This window comes from Achromobacter sp. RT286_PF, from assembly GCF_059760425.1.
This window is the reverse complement of sequence record NZ_JCBAMR010000058.1, coordinates 1-25,904: the sequence shown is the minus strand read 5'-3', so window position 1 is coordinate 25,904 and position 25,904 is coordinate 1. Positions and strand designations below refer to the sequence as shown.

Sequence of the window (25,904 nt, the reverse complement as noted above, 5' to 3'; positions counted from 1 at the left end):
GCATCATGCCGTCGCGGCCGCGCCGCATCAAGGCCCCCGCCGGTGCAACACCGGCGCGGACCAAAGCCTGATCAGGCCTTGTTGTAGCGTTCGACGCTGTTCACGATTTCTTCGTGAGCGGCGTCCACACCCTTCCAACCCTTGACCTTGACCCACTTGCCCTTTTCGAGATCTTTGTAGTGCTCGAAAAAGTGCTGGATACGCGCGACGTCTTCGGTCGGCAGGTCTTCGTACGACTTGATGTTGCGGTACGGGGGGTACAGCTTTTCAATCGGCACGGCCAACAGCTTGGCGTCGCCGCCCGACTCGTCGTCCATTTCCAGCACGCCGATGGCGCGGCAGCGCACGACGGCGCCGATCTGGATCGGGAACGGGGTCAGGACCAGCACGTCGGCGGGGTCGCCGTCGTCCGACAGGGTTTGCGGGATGTAGCCGTAGTTGCACGGGTAGTGCATGGCGGTCAGCATGAAGCGGTCAACGAAAATCGCGCCCGTGTCCTTGTCGACCTCGTACTTTACCGGGTCGGCGTTCATGGGGATTTCGATGATGACGTTGAAGTCTTCCGGCAGCTTCTTGCCAGGGGAGACGCGATCAAGACTCATGATTCAACCTTGTTGTTTGTCTGAAGAAATGTTCAAAGCGAGCCGTCGTCCTTGAACGGCGGCTTGGTCGTCGGCACCGGCACCGACGCCGGGGCGGGCGTGGGCTTGGCGGGGGCGGCGGGCGCCGGCGAATACGTAGGCACGGGTTCATCGAAAGCCGCCGCCGGAATCGGGGCGCTGTCGAAGTACTCGTCGATATCCGACGTGCCGCCGGCCAGCGGCGCGTCTTCGGGCGCCAGCGCGCGGTCGCGCTGGTCACGGCTGACGCGGGCGTCCGGGTCCAGCACGTAGTCAGAGGCCGAGGCCGCTACCGCCGGCGGCAACGACGGGTAGTCGCCGCCCACATCGGCATCGCCGTCCGTGTCCGACAAGCCCACCGCATAGCCGCCTTCGGCATCCACGCGGTACGGGTCCGATCCGGTGTCCGCCGCGGGCAAGGCCGCGTCGGCCGCCAGCACCGGCAGCGCCATGCTGGCCGCCGTGGCCAGGCGCCAGTGGCGCACGGCATCGGCGGGCCGATCCAGGCGGTCGTAAAGGCTGCCCAGCAACGCATGTGTTTGCGCATCGCTGCGGCGGCTGAGGCTGCGCAACAGGTATCGCTCGGCCTGGCCCCACAACTGGCCGTTCAGGCACAGCATGCCCAGCGCGGTCAGCAGATCGGGATCGGTCGGACGTTGCTGCAACCAGGTCTCGGCCTTGGCCAGACGGCGCGACACCTGTTCGGCGTCGCAGCGGGCGTAGGCGGCCACCAGTGCGGGGTTGAACTTCACGGCGATGGCAGCTTCCAGCACGCGCGCCGCTTCGTTGGGCTCGCCGGCCGCGTCGAAGGCGGCGGCGCCAGCCAGCGCGATATCGGGCAGCAGGCGCTCTTCGGCCTTCAGATCTTTCCAGATGGCGCGCCACGCGTCGCTGTGGGCGGCCGCGCGCAGGCGTGCGGCGCCGGACGTATCGATCAACACGTCGGCCTCGGCACGGGCCAGGGCATTACGACGCACCAGCCCACGCGCAAGCGTGAAAACCTGTTCCTGGTGATGCAACGCGGTGTGCGCGCGCAGCAGCAGGCGCATCGTGTGCAGATGGCGCGCGCCGCCGTCAGCCAACGGCGCCAGTACCGCCAGCGCGCGCTCGGGGCGGCCCTGGTCCAGCAGCATGTCGGCCGACACGGTTGCCGTGGCTTCCGTCAGGCCAGGGTCGGTGCCGGCCTGTTCTTGCGCGGTGGCAAGCAGGCGGTCGCGCCGGTCGAATTCGCCCAGGCCATGCGCGGCGCGCGCCGCGGACAAGGCCGCCAGCACCCGGCGCGTTTGCACCTTGGTTTGGTCCAGCAGCTTGGTCAGGTCCTTCTCGGCGACTGCGTAGCGGCCCTCAAGCAGGCCGATCCAGCCGCGTTCCAGCAATTCGTGGTCACGCGCCTGTGCGCGCTTGCCGCGCCACACGCGAACGCGATCCGGAATGGCAAGCAGCCATGCCAGCAAACGCAAACCCACATAAAGCACGATGAAGGCGGCCACGATCAGCAGCACGGCCAACGTCAGCGACATCCCAATGCGCCACGGCCAGACCAGCAACAGCACGTTGCCGGAATGCGAGCGCAGCACCACCGCCAGGGCGACGGCGATGACGGCGAGCAGCAGTGTCCAGAACCAGGTACGCATAAGGCTCAATCCTGCCCGCTGTTCTTGAAGCCCGCGGCGCGCAAGGCGGCCACGGCATTCAGGCTGTCGGCCACGTCCGGCATGCGCACGGCGATGTCTGTCTGGGCGAGTTCACGCGCCAACGTTTGCGCGGCGACCGTATCGGGCGAACGGGAATCGAAGTACTTGGACAAGGTGACGCCGACGTTGTCGAGCTCGCTCTTCCAGACGGCGGGCTGACGCATCAGCATGGCCAACTGCACGGTCAACAGGCGCTGGCGCAGCGTGCCGCGCACCTGGTCGGCTTGCTCGGGCGACAGCAGCAAGGCGGCGGGTTCGTCAACGCGCTGAATGGTGATCAGGCCGCCAAGCTCGTGCGCGAGGGCCGAACCTGCACGGCCCGGCCACGACGCGACTTCGGCTCGCCAACGCTGCCACCAGGGCGCGTCGGCGGGCAAGCCGGCCTGCGGATCGATCGTCGGCGCGGGCGCGGCGGCGGGTTGGGCATCGCCCGTGGCAACCATGCCCGGCGCGGCGGAATCGGGCACCAGCAGCGGCGCCTTGTTGACCAGCGCCACCAGGCGTTCGATGCGCGCCGATTGCGCGGGAATGTCCACGGTGGAGACGGCGCGCAGGCGATCCAGGTCGCCGTTGATGGCTTGCTGAAGGCTTGAGAAGCGCGGACGGTCGGCGCGTGCCAGACGGGCCTGCGCGGTTTCTAGCGCAACGATGGCGTTGGACACGTTGCCGGCCAGGCGCAATTGCTGGTTGCCGATGGTCAACAGGCGTTCGACGTCGTTGGCCAGCAGTTCGTCGCTGGCGCTGTCGTTGAAGTTTTGCCAGGCCTGTTGCAGCGCGTTGTACTGGCTTTGGGTTTCGCGGACGGTGTCTTCAAGTTCGCCCACGCGGCCGGCTTGCGCTTGCGCCAGCGCCAGGGCCTCGCGCGTGTCCTTGCGCGCCTGCGCCACGTCGGCGGTCAGCGTGTCGATGCGCGTGGCAACCTCGCGGCCGGCGGACACAAATTGGGTGCGTTGCTTCCACAACGCGTAACCCAAGCCCACGGCAAGCAGGATGACGATTATCAGGGCGGTGACCAAGGGGCCATTGCCGCGCTTGGCCGGACGGGCCTTGACGGGATCGGCCGGGGCCGATGCGGGCGCGCTTGCGCCCGGGGCGGCCGTGTGAACGACCGGATCGGTAGCGGGAGTCTTGTCTGTCATGACGCGATTGTATTCGGTGTCAGTCCGATGCAACGAATCAAGCAGCAACAAAAGCCTGGAATATCGACTCGTCGTTGGGCAAGCAGATTTTTACCATTGCTGGCCCGTCGGCGCCATGACAGGCCGGCGGCACGCGCCGCGTCAGCGTTGGATGCGTCAACACAAACTGGCACTGCCGCCACCACGCCGCCAGGCCCGCGGCGTCCAGATTTGCGCGCACGGCGTCGGCCCCTTCGCCGCTGGTGATAAGCCAGGTAGCCGATACGCCCGCTTCGGCCAAGCCGCGCAATGGCGCCAGCGCCGAGGCGTCCCAGACGGCGGGCCGCCGCAGATAGGCGGCGTAGCGCGTCACGGCTGCACCATGGGCCTGCAACTTGTCGCCCAGCCAGTCCCTGCCCTGCGTGCCGCGCACGAGCAGCACGCGCGCCGGCAAGGCAGGCAAGCCGCATAACACGGCCCACAAGGCTTCGGAATCGTGGCTGGCAGCCTCGTCGCCAGGGTGCAGAACTGTTGTATTCGCGCCAAACGCGGGGGACTCGCGCAGCGCTTGGGCGCTGGCCGGACCCACCGTGGCGGCAATCACCCCGGCGGGCCAGGGGCGCGGACCGTGCGCGGCAGCAAGTTGGCGCAAGTACTGCTTGGCCGCGTTGCCGCTGACGAACACGACCATGTCGAAGTCGTCCGGACGCGGCAATTGCGCGGCCGGGACATCAAGCGGGTGGATTTCCAGCGCTGGCAGAATGCAGGCGGACCAGCCGGCGTCGGTCAGACGGCCGGCCAGCGCCTCGTTGCGCCCTTCGGGCCGCGTCAGGACGGCGACTCGGGCGGGGGTGGACATCAGTCCGGCCGGGGCTCGGCTTGCAGCAGTTCCTGGAGGATGGCGGCGGCGCCGGCATCCAGCAGCTCTTGTGCGGCGGCTTCACCCAGGGCTTCGGCATCGGCCACCGGGCCGCTGCGGGTGGTGTGGACCATGCGCACGCCATCCGGCGAGGCCACCAAGGCGCGCAATGACAAGGTGTCGCCAGAGATCTGGGCAAACGCCGCCAGCGGCACCTGGCAGGAACCGCCCAGCCTGCGGGACACCGCGCGCTCGGCCTGCACGCATGACGTGGTGGCCGCGCTGATCAACGGCGCGAGCCACGCGCGCATGTCGTCGCGGTCGTTGCGAATTTCGATGCCCAAGGCGCCCTGCCCGGCGGCCGGCAGGCTGTCGGCCGGGTCCAGCAGGCTGCGGATGCGCGCCTGAAGACCCAGGCGTTCCAGCCCCGCGGCGGCCAGCACGATGGCGTCGTACTCGCCCTTGTCCAGCTTGCCCAGACGCGTGTCGAGGTTGCCGCGTAGCGGTTTGACCACCAGATCAGGAAAGCGCGCACGAATCTGCGATTCGCGCCGCAAGCTTGACGTACCCACGACCGCGCCCGCCGGCAGATCTGCCAGACAGGCGTAGCGATTCGATACGAAGGCATCGCGCGGGTCCGCGCGATCAAGAATGGCGCAAAGCTCGAACGGGGCTTGCAGATCCACCGGCACGTCTTTCAATGAGTGCACGGCAAGATCGGCGCGCCCGTCGAGCAACGCGTTTTCAAGTTCCTTGACGAAAAGACCCTTGCCACCGACCTTGGACAGGGTACGGTCCAGGATCTGGTCGCCTCGGGTTGTCAGGGTAAGAAGCTCAACCGCGCACGCCGGGTACAGCGTGCGCAGCCGGTCGCGCACATGCTCGGCTTGCCACAGGGCAAGCCGGCTGGCGCGGGTCGCGATGACCAGGCGTTGCGGAAGAGACACGTGCGGTCATCAAACGAAATTGGAGACGATGACCGTCGCGACTACCCCGAGGATGGCCAGCACGAAAAGGCCCTGAAGGAGGCTCAGGCCCGATTCGGATTGCTGGGGATCGACGGATCTACGCAGACTCATGTGCTGATTCCTTGGAAGCGGTTTTGCGGCTTGCCAGCCACCGTCCAAGGACAACAACGAGCAAGGCGCCGATAATTTCTGCAGCGATTTTAACCGTAGTCGGCTGAACACCGAATTGACGTTCGACAACCACATCGGTAATCAGCATGCCACCGGCAATCCAGCCCAGGAGCGCGGCGCCAAACGTAACCACCAAGGGATACTTGTCGATCAGCTTCAGGACCAGGGTGCTGCCCCAGATGATGATCGGCACGCTGACGATCAGGCCGAAGGCGACCAGGCCGATCTGGTGGTCGGCGTGGGCGTTCTGGGCCGCGCCGGCGATGGCGATCACGTTGTCCAGGCTCATCACGAAGTCGGCAATGATGATGGTCTTGATGGCGGCGGCGATGGACGTTCCGCCCTTCACGTTGCCATGGGCATCGTCTTCAGGGATCAAGAGCTTGACGCCGATCCAGACCAGCAGCAGACCGCCAACGACCTTCAGGAAAGGAATCGACAGAAGCGTCAATGCGAAAGCAATCAGCACGACACGCAGGATGATGGCGCCCGCGGTGCCCCAAAGAATGCCCTGCATGCGCTGCTTGGGCGCAAGGTTGCGGCACGCCAGCGCGATAACCACCGCGTTGTCGCCGCCGAGCAGGATGTCGATGAGGATGATCTGGAATACCGCTGCCCAACTCAGCGTCTGGAAAAACTCAAGCACTATGAACCCCCGAAGGCATTTATGAAAAGAAAGGCCGGTCCCGAGCCGGCCACCTCGCCGCGCGCTGCGCGGCGAGATCATTCAAACAACTAATTATTGTAATTCAGCTTTCATTCAGCTTTCTGGCGCATCAGCAAAACTTTACCAATTGCCAGTACCAGAATCGCGCCCAATGCACCCGTCATCAGTTCGAAACTGTGATGCGATACGCCCAGGGCCGCGTCGATACGCGCCACCGGCTCTTGCAAGGCGGGATCACCCACCAACAATTCGCCGGCGATAAAGCCCAGCAACGCCGCACCCACCCAGACGATGATCGGGAAGCGCTCGATAACCTTCAGAAGCAACGTGCTGCCGAAGATGACCAAGGGGATGCTGATGGCCAGGCCCAACACCAGCAAGGTCGTGTCGCCCATCGCCGCGGCAGCGACGGCCACCACGTTGTCCAGGCTCATGACCAGGTCGGCAATCATGATAGTGCGGATGGCGGTCAGCAGATTACCTTGCGTCTTGCCCGCGCCGTCGTCTTCGCCTTCCGGCAACAACAGCGTCACGCCGATGTAGACCAGCAGCAACGCGCCGATCAGCTTCAGGTACGGCAACAACAGCAACTTGGCCGCCACCAGGGTCAGCACGATACGCATGATGATCGCGGCGGCCGAGCCGATCGTGATCGCTTTCTTTTGCTGCGCCGGAGGCAGCGAGCGCGCCGCCAGCGCAATAACCACGGCGTTGTCGCCCGATAGCAGAATATTGACCCAAATGATCTGGAGCAGCGCTATCCAGAATGCCGCTGAACTGAGTTCCATGCCTCTCTTTCCTAGGTGTTGATCCCCCTAGGACGAACCAAATTAATGGATGAAAAAAACCAAAAGCCGTACTGACCGTCTTGGTGCGAGCCCGACGGCATTCTTGCTGGGTACGTGCGAAATTTCTTTCATTATAGTTTCGTTCAGCTTTCCGTATGTTTGGACGAACGCAGTTTGGACACGGGATTACCCTAGTAAAACCACAGAAATTTCGATCCGGACACGTGCCGAACGGACAAAAAAAAGCCCGCCGAAGCGGGCTTTCTTAAACGCAATGCTGTAAGACTTACAGCACCGACTTGAGCAGCTTGCCCATTTCGGAGGGGTTGCGCGTGGTGCGGATGCCGCAGGCTTCCATGACTTCCAGCTTGGCGTCGGCCGTGTCGGCGCCACCGGAGATCAGGGCGCCAGCGTGGCCCATGCGCTTTCCAGGAGGAGCGGTGACACCAGCGATGAAGCCGACGACCGGCTTCTTCATGTTGTCCTTCGCCCATTCAGCGGCGTTGACTTCGTCCGGACCGCCGATTTCGCCGATCATGATGACGGCGTCGGTGTCGGGGTCGTCATTGAACATCTTCAGGACGTCGACGTGCTTCAGGCCGTTGATGGGGTCGCCACCGATACCGACGGCGCTGGATTGGCCCAGGCCCAGTTCGGTGACTTGCGCCACGGCTTCGTACGTCAAGGTGCCCGAACGGCTGACGATGCCGATGCGACCCTTGCGGTGGATGTGACCGGGCATGATGCCGATCTTGATTTCGTCCGGCGTGATCAGGCCGGGGCAGTTCGGGCCCAGCAGCAGCGTCTTGCTGCCCTTGGCCTTCATGCGGTTCTTGACTTCCAGCATGTCACGGACCGGGATGCCTTCGGTGATGCAGATCACCAGATCCAGTTCAGCTTCGACGGCTTCCCAGATGGCGGCAGCGGCGCCGGCGGGCGGCACGTAGATGACGGACACGGTTGCGCCGGTGTCGGCCTTGGCTTCCTTGACGGAAGCGAAGATCGGCACGCCTTCAAAGTCTTCACCCGCTTTCTTGGGGTTCACGCCGGCCACGAAGGCGGCTTTGCCATTGGCATACTCACGGCACATACGGGTGTGGAACTGGCCCGTCTTGCCCGTGATGCCCTGGGTGATGACTTTGGTGTCCTTGTTAATCAGAATCGACATTTGTGAATCCTTGGCAATTTCTTTTACCGCCGGGCCGTCCCAAGGTGGAAAGCTCCCCCATGGGGGGCAGCAAGCCACGAAGGGGCGCGGCGAGGGGGCATATTTACTTGACGGCTGCTACGACGCGGGTGGCCGCTTCGGCCATCGTGTCGGCGCTGATGATCGGCAGGCCGGAGTCGGCCAGCATCTTCTTGCCGAGTTCTTCGTTGGTGCCCTTCATGCGCACGACCAGCGGCACGTTCAGGTTGACGGCCTTGCAAGCCGCGATCACGCCTTCGGCGATGACGTCGCAGCGCATGATGCCGCCAAAGATGTTGACCAGAATGGCCTTCACGCTCTTGTTCGCGAGCATGATCTTGAACGCTTCGGTGACCTTCTCGGCCGTTGCGCCGCCGCCGACGTCCAGGAAGTTGGCCGGCTCGCCGCCGAACAGCTTGATGGTGTCCATCGTGGCCATGGCCAGACCGGCGCCGTTCACCAGGCAGCCGATGTTGCCGTCGAGCTGGATGTAGGCCAGGTCGAACTTGCTGGCTTCGATTTCAGCGGGGTCTTCTTCGTCCAGGTCGCGGTAGGCGACGATTTCCGGGTGACGGAACAGGGCGTTGGAGTCGAAGTTGAACTTGGCGTCCAGGGCGATGATGTTGCCCTTGCCGTCGCGGTTCAGCGGGTTGATTTCAACCAGCGACGCGTCGGTTTCCATGTAGCACTGATACAGCTTCTGGAACACGTCCACGGCCTGGGCGGTGGAGTCGGCGGGCAGGCCGATCGCGTTGGCGATCTTGGTGGCTTGCTCGGCCGACAGGCCGGTCAGCGGGTCGATGTATTCGGTGATGATCTTCTCGGGAGTGGAATGAGCCACTTCCTCGATGTCCATGCCGCCTTCGCTGGAAGCGATGAAGGCAACCTTTTGCGTGGCGCGGTCAGTGACCAGCGACACGTAGTATTCCTTTTGAATGTCGGCGCCGTCTTCGATGTACAGGCGACGGACCTTCTGGCCTTCCGGGCCGGTCTGGTGCGTGATCAGCTGCATGCCCAGGATTTCCGAGGCCAGCTTGCGCACGTCTTCCAGCGAGCGCGCCAGCTTGACGCCACCGCCCTTGCCGCGGCCGCCCGCGTGGATTTGCGCCTTGACGACCCAGACCGGTCCACCCAGCTTTTCAGCGGCAGCCACGGCCTCGTCGACGGAAAGAGCGGGGATCCCGCGCGGCACCGGGATGCCAAATTGCTTCAGCAGTTCCTTGCCTTGATACTCGTGGATTTTCATGTGTTACCTGTCAGGACGTATGAGAAAGAGAAGGTGAATCGGAGGACGAATCGGCCGATGCCTCAGCGCTACCCCCCGTGTACCACTTGGGATAGTGCTCAGCCACCACCGGGCCGCCAGTGCTTAGCGCATGACAGCCGTCCAGTTGGAATGGACGCCGGTTCGGGTTGGTTTCCTGCCGCCGGCGGTTGGCCATGGTCTGGACCGCCGCGGTGGGAAGCACCTGCGACAGCTCGGTCATGTGCGTACAGCCCGCCACGTGCCCGAACCGCTCCTTGACCTGGCGGCGGAATCCCTTAAGCAGATTCATGCCGATCAAATCAGTGTAAGCCGCCTCGATGGCCATGCAATGACCGCCATAAGGGGCCGCATCATAGACAGCCTGCGCGTCCACGATCGAGTATTCCTCGTCGATGGTGATGCGCAGGTGCATATGGTGGATGGGCTGCCCGGCCTTGAACATCTTGCCGTCGCTTTTGGGGAAATCGTACGCCTTGACGTCGATAAGCTCGGCTTCCAGGTCCCAATTGCCGTCCTCGCGCGCATACGACTGCACGCGTATGGAACGCGTGTGCAGCGGTTGGCGAGGGTAATCGGGCGGTGGCAAGGGCATGCTGGGGGCCTGCGGGGCGAAGATGGCCTGCGCATGGTGCGCGGCAACAAAACCTTGAAAGTATAGCGCAGGCGGCCTGGTAGCAAATGGCCGGTTTGCGGGGGCGGGCCATGCCGGCGCTCCCGCGCACCATCCGGCTCACCCCGCCGCCCGCCCTGCCCGGCGCCCTCAGACTGCCCACGGTGTGGCCGGACTGCCCATCCACGCCTGCCCCGCCGGAATCGTCTCGCCCTTGAGCACCAACGTCAGTGGGCCCAGGCGGGCGCCGGCTTCCACGTGGGTGCCGTACAGGATGGTGCTGCGCGGGCCGACGTTCACGTCCGGGCCGATATCGACCGGCCCGATTTTCATGACCCGGTCTTCGAACAGATGGGTCTGCGGCCCCGACCCGGCGTGCAGCACCGCGTCGTCGCCGATCGACACGCAGTCGTACTCGGTGACGTCGGTCGTATCCATGAACACCCGCTTGCCGATGCGCGCCCCCAGGCAGCGCAGCGCCAGCGGCAGCCACGGGGTGGCGCGCAGGAAATTGAAGAAGTTCGGCACCGCGATGGACTCATACAGGCTCGTCACCGCCTCGCTTTTCCACACAAACGGCGTCCACATCGGCTCGGCGCGCGGCCGGTAGCGGCCCATCAGCGCCCATTTCAGCAACACCACAAAGAGGAAAGTGCCCACGCCGTACAGCACGCCAGCCAGCATCAACTCGTCGAACGCGCCGATAAACCCGTCGACCGCCGCGATGGGAATGACGCGCATGACGGTCAGATAGCCCACCGCGATCACCACCGCCAGCGGCAGGATCATGCGCATGCCCTCGACCGCGCCGCGCGCCACCTTGCGGCCGGTGCTGGGCCGGAAGGTCAAGTGGGCGGGAAAGCCGGCCGTCTGCTCGCGCGCGGGCAGCGCCAGCGGCGGGTTGCCCAGCCATGTCTGACCGCTGGCCATCGCGGCATTGGCCGGCGCGCGGCTTTGCACGCCGATCAGGACGTCATCGGGCAACACCGATCCGTCGGGCACGTACGCCCCGTTGCCCACAAAGCTGCGGTTGCCGATGACGGTTGGGCGCAAGCGCATCCAGCCCTGGTCGATTTCCTCGTCGCCCAGCATCACGCCGTCGGCAATGAAGCTGTCGCGCCCCAAGGTCAGCATGTCTGGCACGATGCCCATCGCGGTGGAAATCTCGGTGCCGCGCCCTACTTTCGCGCCCAGCAGCCGGTACCACGACCCGGCATAGATGGACGCATACAGGCCGTGCAGCACGCTGAGGCTGGCCTCCTGGATCTGATTGGTCAACCAACGGCGCAGATAGATCTGGCCATATACCGGCCAGCGGCCGGCCGACAGCCTGGGCAGCAGCGACCAGCGCAGCACCGCGCACGCCAGCACGGTCAACAGCAAGAGCAAGGCGCTGGCCGGCAGCGCCAGCAGCAGATAGCACAGGAATGCGATGGGCCACGACGCGCGCGAGCCCATCAGGTCGAGCCAGCGCGCGTCGATCCAATCGATCAACACGAAGCTGGGAAAGACCGGCATGAAGAACAGCGCGGCGATCAGCGTGCCGCCCGCCGCGTAGGCCAGCACGTCCAGCCGGCGCCAGCGCCCTTCGCGCACGGGCCGGGGCGGCAGATCAGACGGCTGCGCGCGCGGGTCATGTCGCGCCGGCGCGCCCGTCCAGGTTTGCCCCGCGGGCACGCGCGTACCGCCGGCCAGCGATGACAGCCCTTCCAGCCGCGCGCCTTCGCCCATCTCGACATCGCCTTGCAGCACCGAATACGAACCGACATAGGCGTTGTTGGCAAGCGTGATCGGGCCGACTTCCCAGATGCCGCCGCGCACGGCGAAGTTTTCAAGATTGACGGCGGCGCCGATGCTGACGCCATCGCCCACCGTCAGCAGGTCTGGCGCACGCACCGACACCCGACTGATGGCAGCGTCGCGGCCGATGCGCGCGCCCAGCGCCCGCAGATACCAGACTTGAAGCGGCGAGCCCGCCAGCAGGTGCGCGGGCGGAATATCCAGAATGCGGTCGACCAGCCACCAACGATAAAAGCGCCAGCCATACAACGGATAGCGGCCCGGCTTCTGGCGGCCGACAATCGCCCATTTACAGGCGACGGCCACGGCAAAGCTCAGCAGGTTGCAGGCCAGGTAGCTGGCGATGGACCAGGCAACGGCACGCCAGACCGAATCGCCATCGTCACCGGTCAGGTAGTGATAGGTGAAAAACGGCGTCAGCCAGATCAGCATGCGCACGCCGATCAACAATGGCAGCGCGGCCAACTGCGCCAGGCCGCACGTCCAGCGGCGCCATTCCGGCGCGCGCAAAAGTGAGGCCTCGTGCGCGGCGCCCCCGGTGGCGGTCGGTGGTACGGTGGACGCCGGGGCGGCTTCGGCTGCCGTTGCCGTTGCCGTTGCCGTTGCCATCAACGCATCCAGGCGCGCGGCCAACGCGCCCACGCCAGCATGCTGATATAGCTCGTGCATGCTCAGCGCTGATAAATTCGGATGCTTGCGCAGCGACGAAACCAGCCGCGCGGCCAGCAGGGAATGGCCGCCCAGATCTCGGAAGAAGTCGCTGGCCAGATGCAGCGGCTGCCCCGGAAACAACGGGCGCAGCGCATCGAACAACGCGCGCTCGCCCGCCGTGACGGGCTCGTCGTCTTCCGTGGACGGTTGCTGCGCGGTGTCCAGCTCGCGCGCCCGCAGCGTCTTGCGGTCGATCTTGCCCGACGTCAGCCGCGGCACCTCGGCCACGAATTCAAAGCGGGCCGGAATCATGTACGCCGGCAGCTCTTGTGACAAGGCTGCTCGCAAGGCGTGCGGATCCAGGCGCGCGTCGCTTTCCGGCATTACGAACGCCACCAATTGGTCGATACCGGCAAGATCGCGCAACACCACGGCGGCGGCGCCCACGCCGGGTTGGCGATACAGCGCCGCCTCGATCTCGCCAAGCTCGACGCGAAAGCCGCGCACCTTGACCTGATCGTCGCTGCGCCCAAGGCAATGGATCTGCCCGTGCTCGTCGATGCGCGCCAGATCGCCGCTGCGATACATGCGCGTGTCATGACTGCCGCTGGGCCGAGGATTGGCCAGGAATTTTTCTGCCGTGAGCGCCGGCCGACCCAGGTAGCCGTCGGCCACGCCGGGGCCCGTGATGCACAGCTCGCCGACCTGCCCCGCTGGCAGCACCGCGCCGTCATCACCGCGCACCAGCATGCCGTAATTGGGCAGCGGCACACCGATCGTCACCGCTTGCCCCGGCATGAGCTCGGCCACGCTGGCGGAAACGGTGGTTTCAGTCGGCCCGTACGTGTTGAACAAGCGACGGCCGGGCGTGGCCCAGCGCGGCACAAGAAAGTCGGGGCACACTTCGCCGCCCAGGTTCACGATGCGCAAGCCGGGCACGTCGCGCGCGAACAAAGCCAATAGCGTAGGCACCGCATGCAGCACCGTGACGCCTTCGCGCACCAGCGCGTCGGGCAGCCCTTCGGGGTCGGTCGTCAACATCTTGGGCGCCACCCACAGGCTGGCACCCACCAGGTAGCTGATCCAGATTTCCTCGAACGACATGTCGAACGCCACCGAGAAGCCCTGATAGACCTTGTCGTCCTGGCGCACGCCCAACACTTCGTTTTCGCTGCGCAGGAAATGGCAGATGCTGGCATGCGTGATCGGTACGCCCTTGGGCTTGCCGGTTGAGCCAGAGGTGTAGATCACATAAGCGGGGTGTTCAGGCCGCAGCCCTGCGCGCCGGTTCAGTGCGCCCTGAACGGGAACGGCCAGCGCCCACGGCGTCCAGGTGACCATGCCATCCAGACGCACGTCCGCGCTGGCGATCAGGCCATTCGCGCCAGCGTCCTGCAAACACACCAGCATGCGGTCCGGCGGCGTGTCGGCTTCAAAGGGCAGCCAGGCCGCGCCGGCCAACGCGATGGCCGCCTGCATCACCAGCAGGTCGGCGCCGCGCGGCAAGCACAAGCCGACGATATGCCCGGGCCGCACGCCCGCCTGAATCAGATGGTGCGCGGCAAGAGATGCGCGTTGGCCCAGCGTGTCATAGCGTAGTGTTTGATCCTGCCAGTGAATGGCGATGGCGGTGGGGTGCCGCAGGATCGTGGCTTCCAAAATATCGGGCAGCGTTTCCGCAAGAAGCAGATCCGGCCGATAAGGGCCTTGGAGAATCATAGGGACGGCGACAATCCGGCAGCAAAGAATAGGATGCAACTAACGCAGCAGCCATGGCATGGGCGGCAGCCGATGCCAGGGTGGCTTAATTGACCAACGCCGCGAAAATTCGTTCACGCCCGCGCATTAAAAAAAACCCTTGCGCAATGCCGGCGGCATCACGCAAGGGGTTGTTGGCGCCGCCCCGTTTTGAAGGCAGGCGGACCGGTGACGGTTTGGCGTCAGGCCGATTGGCGCAGCGCGCGCGCCGCCTGCACCATACCGATCAGCGCGGCTTCGGTTTCAGGCCAGGCTCGCGTCTTCAGGCCGCAGTCAGGATTCACCCACAGGCGTTCCTTGGGCAGACGGGTCGCCGCCTTTTCCATCAAGCCGACCATCCAATCGACGTCCGGCACGTTGGGCGAATGAATGTCGTAGACGCCGGGGCCGATGTCGTTTGGATAATCAAAATCTTCAAACGCCTTCAGCAATTCCATGTTCGAACGCGACGTTTCGATTGTGATCACATCGGCGTCCATGGCGGCAATGGATTCGATGATGTCGTTGAATTCGGAATAGCACATGTGGGTGTGGATCTGCGTTTCATCGCGCACGCCCGCCGTCGCCAAGCGGAAGCAATCCACCGCCCAATCCAGGTACGCCTTCCAGTCGGCGCGACGCAGCGGCAGGCCTTCGCGGATGGCAGGCTCGTCGATTTGGATAACGCTGATGCCCGCGGTTTCCAGGTCCACCACTTCGTCGCGCAGCGCCAGTGCCAACTGGCGGCAGGTCTGCTCACGCGGCTGGTCGTCGCGCACGAACGACCATTGCAAGATGGTGACCGGGCCGGTCAGCATGCCCTTGACCGGCTTGTCCGTCAGCGATTGCGCGTACGACGACCAACCCACCGTCATCGGCGCGGGCCGGGCCACGTCGCCAAAAATGATCGGCGGCTTGACGCAACGCGACCCATAGCTTTGCACCCAACCGTTCTTGGTGAACGCAAAGCCGGCCAGCAGTTCGCCAAAATACTCCACCATGTCGTTGCGCTCGGGTTCACCGTGCACCAAGACATCCAGGCCCACCTTTTCCTGGAAGCGGATGACTTCTTCAATTTCCTTGCGGATGGCGTTCTCGTAGCCTGAATCCGTCAGCGCGCCGGCTTTCCAGTCGCGACGCAACGCGCGAATTTCGGCGGTCTGCGGGAACGATCCGATCGTGGTGGTCGGGTACGCGGGCAGGCCCAGCTGTTCTTGCTGGCGCGCAATGCGGCCGGCAAACGGTGCGCGGTCTCGCGACACGGCGGTCGCGCCAGCCATGCGCTGGCTCACGAGCGGGTTGTGAATGCGCGGCGACGAACGGCGAGCCGTCAGCGCGGCGCGTTGCTTGATCAGCCCATCCTGCACAGAGGTGTCGGTGGCGTTGTTCAACGCGCGACCCAGCAGGTTCAGCTCTTGCAGTTTTTGCGCCGCAAACGACAGCCAGCTCTTGAGTTCGGCATCCAGCTCCGTTTCATTAGCCAGGTCTACCGGCACATGCAGCAGCGAGCACGACGGGGCCAACCACAGACGGTCGCCCAGTTGTTGCCTGATGGGTGCCAGCGTGGCGATAGCCGCGTCCAGGTCCGTGCGCCAGATATTGCGGCCGTTGATGACGCCGGCCGACAGCACCTGGCCGGCGCGCAAACCGGCCACGACGTCATGCAATTGTTCGGGTGCGCGGACCAAGTCCACGTGCAGGCCCGCCACGGGCAGCGCTTGCGCGGTGGTCAGGTTGTCTTTCAAGCCGTCAAAGTAGGTGGCGATCAGCAGCTTGACCGGGCTGGCCGCCAACGTGGCGTATACCGATTCGTAGGCATCGCGCCAGGCTTGGGGCAGGTCCAGCACCAGGATGGGCTCGTCGATCTGCACCCATTGCACGCCCTGCTTGGCAAAACGCGCCAGCACTTGCTGATACACCGGCAGCAAAGCAGCCAGCAGTTGCAGCTTGCCTTCGTCAGCGGCGCCACCGGCGAACGCGTCGCCCTTGCCCTGGTACAGCCACGTCAGCGGGCCGGGGATCACGGGCTTGACCTCGTGGCCCAGCGCGTGCGCTTCCTGGACTTGTTCGAACAGCGATTCGCGGGCGATACGGAACGCCTGGCCGGGCACCAGTTCCGGCACGATGTAGTGATAGTTGGTGTCGAACCACTTGGTCATCTCGCAAGCGGCGGCGGGTTTGCCCGACGGCGCGCGGCCACGGCCCATGCGAAACAGCGTGTCCAGCGACACTGCCTCGTTGTCCTTCTGACCAAAGCGGGCGGGCACGGCACCCAGCAGCGTGGTCCATTCCAGGATCTGGTCGTACCAGGCAAAGTCTCCCACCGGCACAAACTTCAAGCCGGCGGCGGCTTGCAGCTTCCAGTGCCTGGCCCGCAACTCGCGGCCCGTCTCTTCCAGCGCTTGCGCGGTTTGCTTGCCGGCCCAATAGGCCTCGACCGCGCGCTTCAATTCGCGCTGGGCGCCGATTCGGGGGAACCCCAGATTATGAATAGTAGTCATGAGAACACCGCCGTTAGCCAAAGTTTGTTCAAGTGACGACCATTGTGCAGGCAAACATACATGAATCAAAATCAATGTATACATGGATAAGATGAGGATTTCTCATATACTAGGGCGATCATTCTTCGTCGGCCCGCCCTTCCCATGCTAGAAATCCGCCATCTTGAAACGCTTACCGCCATCCGCGAGGGCGGCAGTCTGCAAGAAGCCGCCGAAAGGCTGCACTTGACGCAGTCGGCCCTGTCGCACCAATTGCGCGACCTGGAAACCCGGCTGGGCACGCCGCTGCTGAACCGCCGCACCCGCCCCGCCCGCCTGACCACGGCCGGCTTGCGCGTGCTGGCGCTGGCGGATGAAGTCCTGCCCCGCATTCGCGCAACCGAACGCGACCTGCAACGGCTGGCGGCCGGCCGCAGCGGCAGACTGCATCTGGCAATTGACTGCCACTCCTGCTTTCAGTGGTTGATGCCGGCGCTGGACGCATTCCGGGTGCAGTGGCCCGACGTCGCGCTGGACCTGTCGGCGGCGTTTTCGTTCGCCCCCCTGCCTGCCCTGGTGCGCGGCGACCTGGACTTGGTGATCACGTCGGACCCGCAACCGCTGGACGCCGTGGAATACCTGCCCTTGTTCAAGTACGAACTGGTGTTGGCGGTGTCGGAAGCGAACCCGTTGGCCGGCAACAAATTCATCATGCCCGACCAGCTGGCGGACCAGACGCTGATTACGTATCCGGTGGACAAACAACGCCTGGACGTCTTCACCGCGTTTCTGGACCCCGCCGACGTCGAACCCGCCGCCATTCGCAAGGCCGAACTGACCCCGATCATTGCGCAGCTGGTCGCCAGCAACCGTGGCGTGGCGGCCTTGCCGAACTGGGCGCTGACGGAATACATGAACCAGGGCTGGTTGCGGCTGTGCCGGCTGGGACCGCAAGGCGTTTGGCGCACGCTGTATGCAACCGTGCGCAGCGAAGATACGGACGCGTCCTACATCGACGAGTTCCTGACCATTACGCGCGACGTATGCTTCAAGACGCTGTCGGGTATCAAGTCGGCCAAGACGTAAAAAAAGCCGCCCGGGGGGCGGCAGCGACGAGCCATCTTCGCGGGGCCGCGCAAGATCCGGTCAATCGCCGTCGCCGTCGCCTTCGCCCAGGATTCGACGGATGACATCGTGCGCGAAGCCCCGGCTGGCCAGAAAGAGCGCCTGCTTGGCATAGGCCGTGCGGTCTGGCGGCTTGGCGTCGAAGCGTTTTTTCCAGACCTCCAGCGCGCGGTCGTATTCGGTGGCGCGCAGTTGTTCGCGCAATTCGGCCACCTGGGTATCGTCCACGCCGTGCTGGCGTAGTTCCTGCACGATGCGCGCCGCGCCTTGGCGCGACGCACGCCGATGCACCAGGCTTTGTGCGAACCGTTCGGTGGACAGCCAGCCCTCTTTTTCCAGCGCATCCAGCACGCTGTCGATTTCATCGGCGTCTTCGGCGTAGGCGACCAGTTTGCGCGCCAGTTCCTCGCGGGCGTGCTCGCGACGCGACAGATATCCCACCGCGCGCATTTTCAGCGATGGGCCCTTGCGGGCAGGCTTGGCCGCATCCCCGGCGTTGTCACCTGTTGGCGACGTGTCAGAGGTGTCCGACGTGTCGGAAGTGTCCTGGGGACGCGATGTCCGCGATGTACGCGAAGTGCCCGACATACCCGACGTACCCGACATACCCGACATACCCGACGTACGTGACGTGCGGGAAGTGCGGGGCTTCAGCGCGCGCTGCTCGGAACTGCGCTGCCAGACATCTTTGTCAGCGGCGGGCTCGGCCGCTTCCTGTTCGCGACGCGCGTCCGAACTGCGTCGCAAGCCTTGCGGCTTGGCGACGGTTTCAAACTCGTCATCCAACTTGGCGCGTAGGCGGTCGGCTGACGCGGGGGTCGATTTCCAGCTCATGCGCTTTCTGCCTTGGTCAAGGACGGACGCCGGATCGATAAAGACGCGGCGAACCCTGTCCGACGAATAATGCAAAACGGCAGGCCCGTCATGGCGCCTGCCGTATCTGACTGTGCGGCATCACCGCCCAGCCCCGCTGCGATAAGCCTGTCCGCCGTCCCTGGCGACACTGCGCCCGGGGCAGGCGGAAGGCTTATTCGGCGGTGTCTTCCGCCGTGGGCACGAATTCAGCGGCGCGGCTGACGATGCCCTGGTTCTCGCGAACGCGGTTTTCGATTTCGATCGCCATGTCGCGGTGTTCTTTCAGGTATTCGCGGACGTTGTCCTTGCCCTGGCCGATGCGGTTGCCGTTGTAGCTGTACCACGCCCCCGACTTGTCCACCACATTGGCGGCCACGCCCAGGTCGATGATTTCGCCTTCGCGCGAAATACCGGCGCCGTACATGATGTCGAATTCAGCTTGCTTGAACGGCGGCGCCACCTTGTTCTTGACGACCTTGACGCGGGTTTCGTTGCCGACGACCTCGTCACCCTTCTTGATGGAGCCGATGCGGCGGATGTCCAGGCGCACCGACGCGTAGAACTTCAGCGCGTTGCCGCCCGTGGTGGTTTCGGGGTTGCCGAACATGACGCCGATCTTCATGCGGATCTGGTTGATGAAGATGACCATGCAGTTGGTGCGCTTGATCGTGGCGGTCAGCTTGCGCAGCGCCTGGCTCATCAGACGGGCTTGCAGGCCCGGCAGGGAATCACCCATTTCGCCTTCGATTTCAGCCTTGGGCACCAGCGCGGCCACCGAGTCGATGACGATCAGGTCAACCGAACCCGAACGCACCAGCGCATCGGTGATTTCCAGCGCTTGCTCGCCCGTGTCGGGCTGCGAGATCAGCAGGTCCGTCAGGTTCACGCCCAGCTTGTTGGCGTATTGGACGTCCAGCGCGTGCTCGGCGTCGACAAAGGCGCAGGTGCCACCGATTTTTTGCATTTCGGCGATGACTTGCAGCGTCAGCGTGGTCTTGCCCGACGATTCCGGGCCGTAGATTTCGACCACACGGCCGCGCGGCAGGCCGCCGACGCCCAAGGCGATGTCCAGACCCAACGACCCCGTGGAAACCACCTGGATATCGTGCGAGACCTCGTTATCGCCGTAACGCATGATCGAGCCCTTGCCGAACTGCTTTTCGATCTGCGAAAGCGCGGCGGCAAGCGCCTTGGCCTTTTCCGATGCGGCGGCCTTGGTGGTTTTGTCGTCCATGTAAAGTCCTGTCTGTGACGTATCTGGTGGTTGCGGCATGAAGGAGCACCCTTGGACCGCAGCGTTGCTGTTTTGAATCAGGTTCAGATTATTGCATCGGATTGTACTGTACAAAAAACCAGTGTGCCAGAGTTTTGCACGTATTCCCTGAGTGGGCAAGCCTGGCGCCGTATGACAGAATCGAAGCCGACCCCGGCGTTTCGTCCCTATTCCACCGCCGGGCCGCCCACAAGGCGATAGCCCCCTACCCCGGGGCAGCCGGCACGCAAAGCGTCGGCGTCACAGGGACCTTTTTGCAGCTTCCGTGCCGCCCCCATGCGCATCCTGATCGCCGAAGACGACAGCATTCTGGCCGATGGCCTATCCCGGTCATTGCGGCATAACGGTTACGCGGTAGACGCCGTGCGTGACGGGCTTGCCGCCGACTCTGCGCTGGCGGCCCAGGCGTTTGACCTGCTCATTCTGGATCTGGGCCTGCCGCAATTGGCCGGGCTGGAAGTGCTGCGCAGGTTACGCGCCCGCAACTCCGCCCTGCCCGTTCTGATCCTGACCGCCGCCGACAGCATCGAACAGCGCGTGAAAGGCCTGGACCTGGGCGCTGACGACTACATGGCCAAGCCTTTTGCGCTGTCCGAACTGGAAGCGCGCGTGCGGGCGCTGACGCGACGCGGCGCGGGCGGCGGCGCCACCATGCTCAAGCATGGCCGGTTGCTGTTCGACCAGACGGGCCGCGTCGCCATCGTCGACGACCAGACGCTGGACCTCTCGGCGCGCGAAGTCAGCTTGTTGGAAATCCTGCTGACGCGCAGCGGCCGCATGGTCAGCAAGACGCAGTTGGTGGACCACCTGTGCGAATGGGGCGAAGAAGTCAGCACCAACGCCATCGAGGTCTACGTGCATCGGCTGCGCAAGAAGCTCGAACCCAGCGGCGTGAAGATCGTCACCGTGCGTGGCCTGGGCTACTGTCTGGAGCGGGACCAGGGTGCCGCGTACCTCGCCAGCTGACCCCCGGCCCGAGCCGCTGAATCAGGAAGCGCTGGATATCATGCAAGCCGGGTCCAAGGGCCCGAGCTTTGCGCCGCCGCAGCGTTCGCTGCTGGGCGAAATCCTGGACTGGATGCTGGCGCCGCTGTTCCTGCTGTGGCCCATGAGCGTCGCGATCACGTACGTGGTCGCCCAGAACATCGCCAACGTGCCGTACGACCGGGCGCTGGCCAACAACCTGCATGTGTTGACGCGGCAGGTTCATGCGCAGGACGGCCGGGCCGTGCTGAAGATGACCGACGCCGCGCGCGACGTGTTGCGCGCCGACGAAACCGACAGCGTCTTCTGGCTGGTACTGGGCAGCCGGGGCGAATACCTGGGCGGCGATCGCGCGCTGCCGCTACCGGCCACCGTGGGCCAGCCGCGCCCGGGCGAAGTCCAATACGAAGACGACACCATGCGCGGTTTCGGCATCCGCCTGGCGTTCACGTGGGTGGACCTGAACCTGCCCAACACGCAGCCCGCGCTGCTGATCGTGGCCGAGACCGTGGAAAAGCGCACGCAACTGGCCAACGACATCATCAAGGGCGTGATCATTCCGCAGTTCGTGGTGCTGCCGATCGCGGTGCTGCTGGTGTGGTTCGGCCTGTCGCGCGGCGTGGCGCCGCTCAATGCGCTACAGCAGCGCCTGCGCGCGCGTCGGCCTGACGACCTGTCGCCCATCGACGAACGCGCGGCCCCTTCAGAAATCGCGCCGCTGGTCGCCGCCATGAACGACCTGCTGGATCGGCTGTCGGCCAACGTGCAGGCGCAGCGCCGTTTCGTGGCGGACGCCGCCCACCAACTGAAGACGCCGCTTGCCGGGCTGCGCACACAGGCTGAACTGGCGCTGCGCGATGCCAGCCCCGAAGAAATGCAATCCAGCCTGCGTCAGCTGGTGACGGGGTCCGAACGCGCCACACGGCTGGTGAATCAGTTGCTGCTGCTGGCGCGCGCCGAAAACCCCAGCGCCATCGGCCTGACGCGCACCGATCTGAACGCCATCGCCTACGAGCAGGCCATGCACTGGGTGTCGCAGGCGTTGTCGCTGAGCACCGACCTGGGCTTCGAGGGCTCTGACGATCCGGTCGAGATCAACGGCAACCCGCTCCTGCTGGCCGAACTGCTCAACAACCTGGTCGACAACGCCCTGCGCTATACACCGCGCGGCGGCCACATCACCGTGCGCGTGCAGCGTCGCGGCGACCTGGCCGTGCTGGAAGTGGAAGATTCCGGCCCGGGCATTGCGCCCAACGAGCGCGAGCGCGTCTTCGACCGCTTCTATCGGGTGCTGGGCACCGCGTCCGACGGCAGCGGCCTGGGTCTGGCCATCGTGCGCGAGATCGCGCAAAAGCATCAGGCGACGGTGCTGATCGACGACCATCCCAACCCCCATTCCGACCTGCCAGGCACCCGCATCAGCGTCGTGTTCCCGCAGTACGCCGACCCGGCGGATCGGCACGAAAGCTAGCGCGGCGCGTGTCGGGCAGCCCGGCCGACAGCTAAGGACTATCCCTAGCTCCCTGCGGAGCGGTTACTTTCTGTTTCAATTTTAAGATTCGGGTAAGGGTTCCGTCAGAACCTCGTCAGGGTCGCGGCTCAATGTTGCGCATAGCTCGATGTCGGCTTGACCGGCAAAGGGCCAAGCACGGCGGAAAACCGCCGGCCAAAAAACGAGGAGACATCATGAGCACAACAACCATGGCAGGCCGCGGTCCTTCCGCGGAACCGCGCCCGATGACCAAGGATGAACGCCGCGTCATCTTCGCATCGTCGCTGGGCACGGTTTTTGAGTGGTACGACTTTTATCTATACGGCTCGCTCGCAGCCATCATCGCGCAACACTTTTTCTCTGGCGTGAACCCCACCGCGGGCTTCATTTTCGCGTTGCTGGCGTTCGCCGCCGGGTTTGCCGTGCGCCCGTTCGGCGCGCTGGTGTTTGGCCGCCTGGGTGACCTGGTAGGACGTAAATACACCTTCCTGGTCACGATCGTGATCATGGGCTTGTCTACCTTCCTGGTGGGCGTGCTGCCCAGCTACGCCAGCATCGGCCTGGCGGCTCCGGCCATCCTGATCCTGCTGCGCCTGCTGCAAGGCCTGGCGCTGGGCGGTGAATACGGTGGCGCGGCGACCTACGTTGCTGAACACGCGCCGCACGGCCGCCGCGGCTTCTACACGTCGTGGATCCAGACCACCGCAACGCTGGGCCTGTTCCTGTCGCTGCTGGTCATCCTGGGCATCCGCACGGTCATGGGCGAAGACGACTTCAAAGCCTGGGGCTGGCGCATTCCGTTCCTGATTTCGGTCGTGCTGCTGGGCATCTCGGTGTGGATCCGCCTGCAACTGAGCGAATCGCCCACCTTCAAGCGCATGAAGGAAGAAGGCAAGGGTTCGAAGGCGCCGATCGCTGAATCGTTCGGCCAGTGGAAGAACCTGAAGGTCGTGATCCTGGCGCTGCTGGGCCTGACCGCCGGCCAGGCCGTGGTCTGGTACACGGGTCAGTTCTACGCGCTGTTCTTCCTGACGCAAACGCTGAAGGTCGACGCCAACACGGCCAACATCATGATTGCGGTCGCGCTCTTGATCGGCACGCCCTTCTTCGTGGTGTTCGGCGCGCTGTCGGACAAAATCGGTCGCAAGCCCATCATCATGGCGGGCTGCCTGATCGCCGCGGCAACGTACTTCCCGATCTTCCAGGGCATTACGCACTTTGCCAACCCGGCGCTGGAAAAGGCCCAGGCCACCGCCCCGGTCACCGTCATTGCCGACCCCGGCACGTGCTCGTTCCAGTTCAACCCGGTGGGCACGTCCGCGTTCACCAGTTCTTGCGACGTCGTGAAGTCCTTCATGGCCCGCAACTCGGTGAACTACAAGAACGAAGCCGCACCGGCCGGCTCGGTCGCGAAGGTCAAGATCGGCAACGACGAATTCACCTCGTTCGACGGCAAGTCCATGGCCCCGGCCGACTTCAAGGCCAAGGCCGCTGAACTGGACAAGGCGCTGACCACCGCGATCCGCAGCCACGGCTACCCGGCCAAGGCGGACCCGGCGCAAAGCAACAATGTCATGGTGGTGGTGTTGCTGGCGATCCTGGTGCTGTACGTGACCATGGTCTACGGCCCCATCGCGGCCATGCTGGTGGAAATGTTCCCGACCCGCATCCGGTACACCTCGATGAGCTTGCCGTACCACATCGGCAACGGCTGGTTCGGCGGCTTCCTGCCCCCGGTGGCCTTCGCGGTGGTGGCAGCCACGGGCAACATCTACGACGGCCTGTGGTACCCGATCATCATCGCCGTCATGACCCTGGTCATCGGCACGCTGTTCGTGCGCGAATCCAAGGACAACGACATCAACGCGTAAAGACCATCCCCCGCCGGGCGGGACTGCTGCGCCTGCCCGGCCTTGAAAGCTCCTTATGGAGCTTTTTTTTTGCCCGAAACTTCTGCGCATTTTCAGGACGATGTCAGACCCTGGCGCTTAGACTGGCGCCTCAGATTGCGGCCTTGCTTCAGATCGAATGACGATTGATCCCCCTGTCAGACGATTGCAGGGCCAGTGCTCTGACACCGATACCGCGTTCCCCGCGAGCCTTTTATGACGCGGTATTGTGTGCTCCCGTACCGGCCCGGCCTTTATTGAGCCGGGCCGCTTTTTTTCCGCGCGAGAAAGTCAGCGCGAAAAAGTCGGCGCCCAAAAAAAATGATGGCCGCCAGGCGGCCATCATTGTGCGGATGCGGGGCCTGCTTAACGACGCATGCCCACACCGATAACCAGCACGCCCGCCACGATGGCGGCAATGCCGGCCCACATCGGGATCGGCACCGACTTCTCGGTTTCGGCCGTGGCCTTGACCGAGCCGATCTGCAAAACGGTCTCTTCGGACTTGTAGTTAAAGCCCTTGTAGGCCAAAGCCACAATGCCCAGGACGATCAGGATGGCGCCAATGATTTTCATGTTTTTCCTCTCCGATTCCATGTCGGTGCGCGCAAGTTAACGCAACGCCCGCCCTATGTCAGTGACAGAACGTGTCGCCTGTCGCAACCGTATTGCAGCACTTCGGCAAACCGGCCGCGTCGTATAGAATCAACCCTTTTGGCCGACGCTCATGTGGTTCAAAAACCTCAAGATTTACCGCCTCTCCTCGCCGTGGACTCTCGTTGGCGATCAGCTTGAAGAAACGCTTGCGCGGCACGCCTACCAAGCGGGCAACAACCTTGAAATGCAAAGCCTGGGCTGGGTCCCGCCGCGCGAAAACGGCGGGCTTGCCCACGTCGTGAACGGGCAGATCCTGCTTAGCCTGCGCGCGGAAAAGAAGCTTCTGCCGGGCACCGTCGTGAACCAGGTCGCCAAGGCGCGCGCCCAGGAAATCGAAGAGCAGCAAGGCTACAAGCCGGGCCGCAAGCAGATGAAGGAAATCAAGGAACGCGTCACTGACGAATTGCTGCCGCGCGCCTTCAGCGTCTATCGCGACACGCGCGTCTGGATCGATCCGCAAAACCACTGGCTGGTCATTGACGCCGCCGCTTCCGCGAAAGCCGACGAAGTCATCGGCCTGCTGGCCAAGTGCGTGGACCCCTTCCCGCTTGAAAACCTGTACGTGGCGCAATCGCCCGCGTCCGCCATGACGGGCTGGCTGGCCGAAGACGAGGCTCCCTCGAACTTCAGCATCGACCAGGACACCGAACTGCGTTCGTCGGGTGAAAGCGGCGCGGCCATCCGCTACGTGAAGCACTCGATCGACGCCGACGACGTGCGCCGCCACATCCAGTCGGGCAAGCAGTGCACGCGCCTGGCCATGACGTGGGCCGACCGCATTTCGTTCGTGCTGACCGAAGGCCTGGACGTCAAGCGCGTGTCGCCGCTGGACGTACTGAAGGAAGGCAACGAAGGCGTTGCCGCCAACGACGATGAAAAGTTCGATTCCGACATGATGCTCATGACGGGCGAACTGGCCAAGATGATGGCCGAACTGGTCGAAGCGCTGGGCGGCGAAAAGAAGATCTGATCGCTTACGCGGATCACGCCCCAAGCAAAGACCGCCCATGAAT

20 protein-coding genes are annotated in these 25,904 nt (G+C 64.3%); 5 read left to right on the top strand and 15 right to left on the bottom strand.

All coding sequences use genetic code 11. The features are described from left to right. Nucleotides 1–71: 71 nt before the first annotated feature. The 12 genes from ppa to metE form a co-directional block, all read right to left on the bottom strand. The gene (gene ppa / locus AC6LJY_RS26495) at nucleotides 72–602 is read right to left on the bottom strand and encodes an inorganic diphosphatase (protein ID WP_046802833.1); all 531 of its coding nucleotides are present in this window, start codon (nucleotides 600–602) and stop codon (nucleotides 72–74) included. 32 nt (nucleotides 603–634) lie between these two features. Next, nucleotides 635–2,254: a heme biosynthesis HemY N-terminal domain-containing protein gene (locus tag AC6LJY_RS26490; protein ID WP_498137138.1), complete on the bottom strand. Its 1,620-nt coding sequence runs from the start codon at nucleotides 2,252–2,254 to the stop codon at nucleotides 635–637. Nucleotides 2,255–2,259: 5 nt separating this feature from the next. Next, the gene (locus AC6LJY_RS26485) at nucleotides 2,260–3,453 is read right to left on the bottom strand and encodes a uroporphyrinogen-III C-methyltransferase (RefSeq protein ID WP_046802889.1); all 1,194 of its coding nucleotides are present in this window, start codon (nucleotides 3,451–3,453) and stop codon (nucleotides 2,260–2,262) included. 37 nt (nucleotides 3,454–3,490) lie between these two features. Beyond that, entirely contained in the window at nucleotides 3,491–4,291 is an 801-nt protein-coding gene (locus AC6LJY_RS26480) for a uroporphyrinogen-III synthase (protein WP_104143211.1), read from the bottom strand. Next, entirely contained in the window at nucleotides 4,291–5,238 is a 948-nt protein-coding gene (gene hemC, locus AC6LJY_RS26475) for a hydroxymethylbilane synthase (RefSeq protein WP_498137137.1), read from the bottom strand. The genes AC6LJY_RS26480 and hemC overlap by 1 nt, the downstream gene beginning before the upstream one ends. A 118-nt stretch (nucleotides 5,239–5,356) precedes the next feature. Then, a complete protein-coding gene (locus tag AC6LJY_RS26470) occupies nucleotides 5,357–6,076 on the bottom strand; it encodes a TerC family protein (RefSeq protein WP_039883011.1) in 720 nt (239 codons plus the stop codon). A 110-nt stretch (nucleotides 6,077–6,186) separates the two neighbouring features. Further along, entirely contained in the window at nucleotides 6,187–6,885 is a 699-nt protein-coding gene (locus AC6LJY_RS26465; protein ID WP_046802829.1) for a TerC family protein, read from the bottom strand. Nucleotides 6,886–7,171: 286 nt separating this feature from the next. Continuing rightward, nucleotides 7,172–8,053, bottom strand: a complete 882-nt coding sequence (sucD, locus tag AC6LJY_RS26460) for a succinate--CoA ligase subunit alpha (RefSeq protein ID WP_006218345.1) — start codon at nucleotides 8,051–8,053, stop codon at nucleotides 7,172–7,174. 103 nt (nucleotides 8,054–8,156) lie between these two features. Next, nucleotides 8,157–9,317 (bottom strand): ADP-forming succinate--CoA ligase subunit beta, encoded by a 1,161-nt coding sequence (gene sucC, locus AC6LJY_RS26455; RefSeq protein ID WP_046802828.1) that lies wholly within the window; start codon nucleotides 9,315–9,317, stop codon nucleotides 8,157–8,159. Between the two features lie 10 nt (nucleotides 9,318–9,327). Then, the gene (locus AC6LJY_RS26450) at nucleotides 9,328–9,930 is read right to left on the bottom strand and encodes a DUF2889 domain-containing protein (protein ID WP_046802827.1); all 603 of its coding nucleotides are present in this window, start codon (nucleotides 9,928–9,930) and stop codon (nucleotides 9,328–9,330) included. A gap of 168 nt (nucleotides 9,931–10,098) precedes the next feature. Continuing rightward, nucleotides 10,099–14,118: a Pls/PosA family non-ribosomal peptide synthetase gene (locus AC6LJY_RS26445; RefSeq protein WP_498137136.1), complete on the bottom strand. Its 4,020-nt coding sequence runs from the start codon at nucleotides 14,116–14,118 to the stop codon at nucleotides 10,099–10,101. Between the two features lie 221 nt (nucleotides 14,119–14,339). Continuing rightward, nucleotides 14,340–16,637 (bottom strand): 5-methyltetrahydropteroyltriglutamate--homocysteine S-methyltransferase, encoded by a 2,298-nt coding sequence (gene metE / locus AC6LJY_RS26440; protein WP_498137135.1) that lies wholly within the window; start codon nucleotides 16,635–16,637, stop codon nucleotides 14,340–14,342. 144 nt (nucleotides 16,638–16,781) lie between these two features. Between metE and AC6LJY_RS26435 the strand changes: the two genes are divergently transcribed. Further along, nucleotides 16,782–17,702: a LysR family transcriptional regulator gene (locus tag AC6LJY_RS26435; protein ID WP_046802824.1), complete on the top strand. Its 921-nt coding sequence runs from the start codon at nucleotides 16,782–16,784 to the stop codon at nucleotides 17,700–17,702. Between the two features lie 60 nt (nucleotides 17,703–17,762). Here the strand turns inward: AC6LJY_RS26435 and recX are convergent, their stop codons facing one another. Beyond that, nucleotides 17,763–18,575 (bottom strand): recombination regulator RecX, encoded by an 813-nt coding sequence (recX, locus tag AC6LJY_RS26430; RefSeq protein WP_498137134.1) that lies wholly within the window; start codon nucleotides 18,573–18,575, stop codon nucleotides 17,763–17,765. A gap of 193 nt (nucleotides 18,576–18,768) precedes the next feature. Then, nucleotides 18,769–19,830 (bottom strand): recombinase RecA, encoded by a 1,062-nt coding sequence (recA, locus tag AC6LJY_RS26425; protein ID WP_006218338.1) that lies wholly within the window; start codon nucleotides 19,828–19,830, stop codon nucleotides 18,769–18,771. A 315-nt stretch (nucleotides 19,831–20,145) separates the two neighbouring features. Here recA and AC6LJY_RS26420 point away from each other — a divergent pair, with 315 nt between their 5' ends. The 3 genes from AC6LJY_RS26420 (at nucleotide 20,146) to AC6LJY_RS26410 (ending at nucleotide 24,216) form a co-directional block, all read left to right on the top strand. Next, on the top strand, nucleotides 20,146–20,835 hold the full coding sequence (locus AC6LJY_RS26420; protein ID WP_006218337.1) for a response regulator transcription factor: 690 nt from the start codon (nucleotides 20,146–20,148) through the stop codon (nucleotides 20,833–20,835). A 112-nt stretch (nucleotides 20,836–20,947) separates the two neighbouring features. Next, nucleotides 20,948–22,324 carry a sensor histidine kinase gene (locus AC6LJY_RS26415; protein ID WP_498137139.1) on the top strand — a complete coding sequence of 459 codons (1,377 nt, stop codon included), beginning with the start codon at nucleotides 20,948–20,950 and terminating at the stop codon, nucleotides 22,322–22,324. A 230-nt stretch (nucleotides 22,325–22,554) separates the two neighbouring features. Then, complete coding sequence (locus AC6LJY_RS26410; RefSeq protein WP_046802821.1) at nucleotides 22,555–24,216, top strand: MFS transporter; 1,662 nt, start codon at nucleotides 22,555–22,557, stop codon at nucleotides 24,214–24,216. 384 nt (nucleotides 24,217–24,600) lie between these two features. Here AC6LJY_RS26410 and AC6LJY_RS26405 read toward each other — a convergent pair whose 3' ends face one another. Next, the gene (locus AC6LJY_RS26405) at nucleotides 24,601–24,810 is read right to left on the bottom strand and encodes a hypothetical protein (protein WP_046802820.1); all 210 of its coding nucleotides are present in this window, start codon (nucleotides 24,808–24,810) and stop codon (nucleotides 24,601–24,603) included. 151 nt (nucleotides 24,811–24,961) lie between these two features. Between AC6LJY_RS26405 and AC6LJY_RS26400 the strand changes: the two genes are divergently transcribed. Further along, the gene (locus AC6LJY_RS26400; protein ID WP_006218333.1) at nucleotides 24,962–25,861 is read left to right on the top strand and encodes a recombination-associated protein RdgC; all 900 of its coding nucleotides are present in this window, start codon (nucleotides 24,962–24,964) and stop codon (nucleotides 25,859–25,861) included. Nucleotides 25,862–25,904 lie beyond the last annotated feature (43 nt).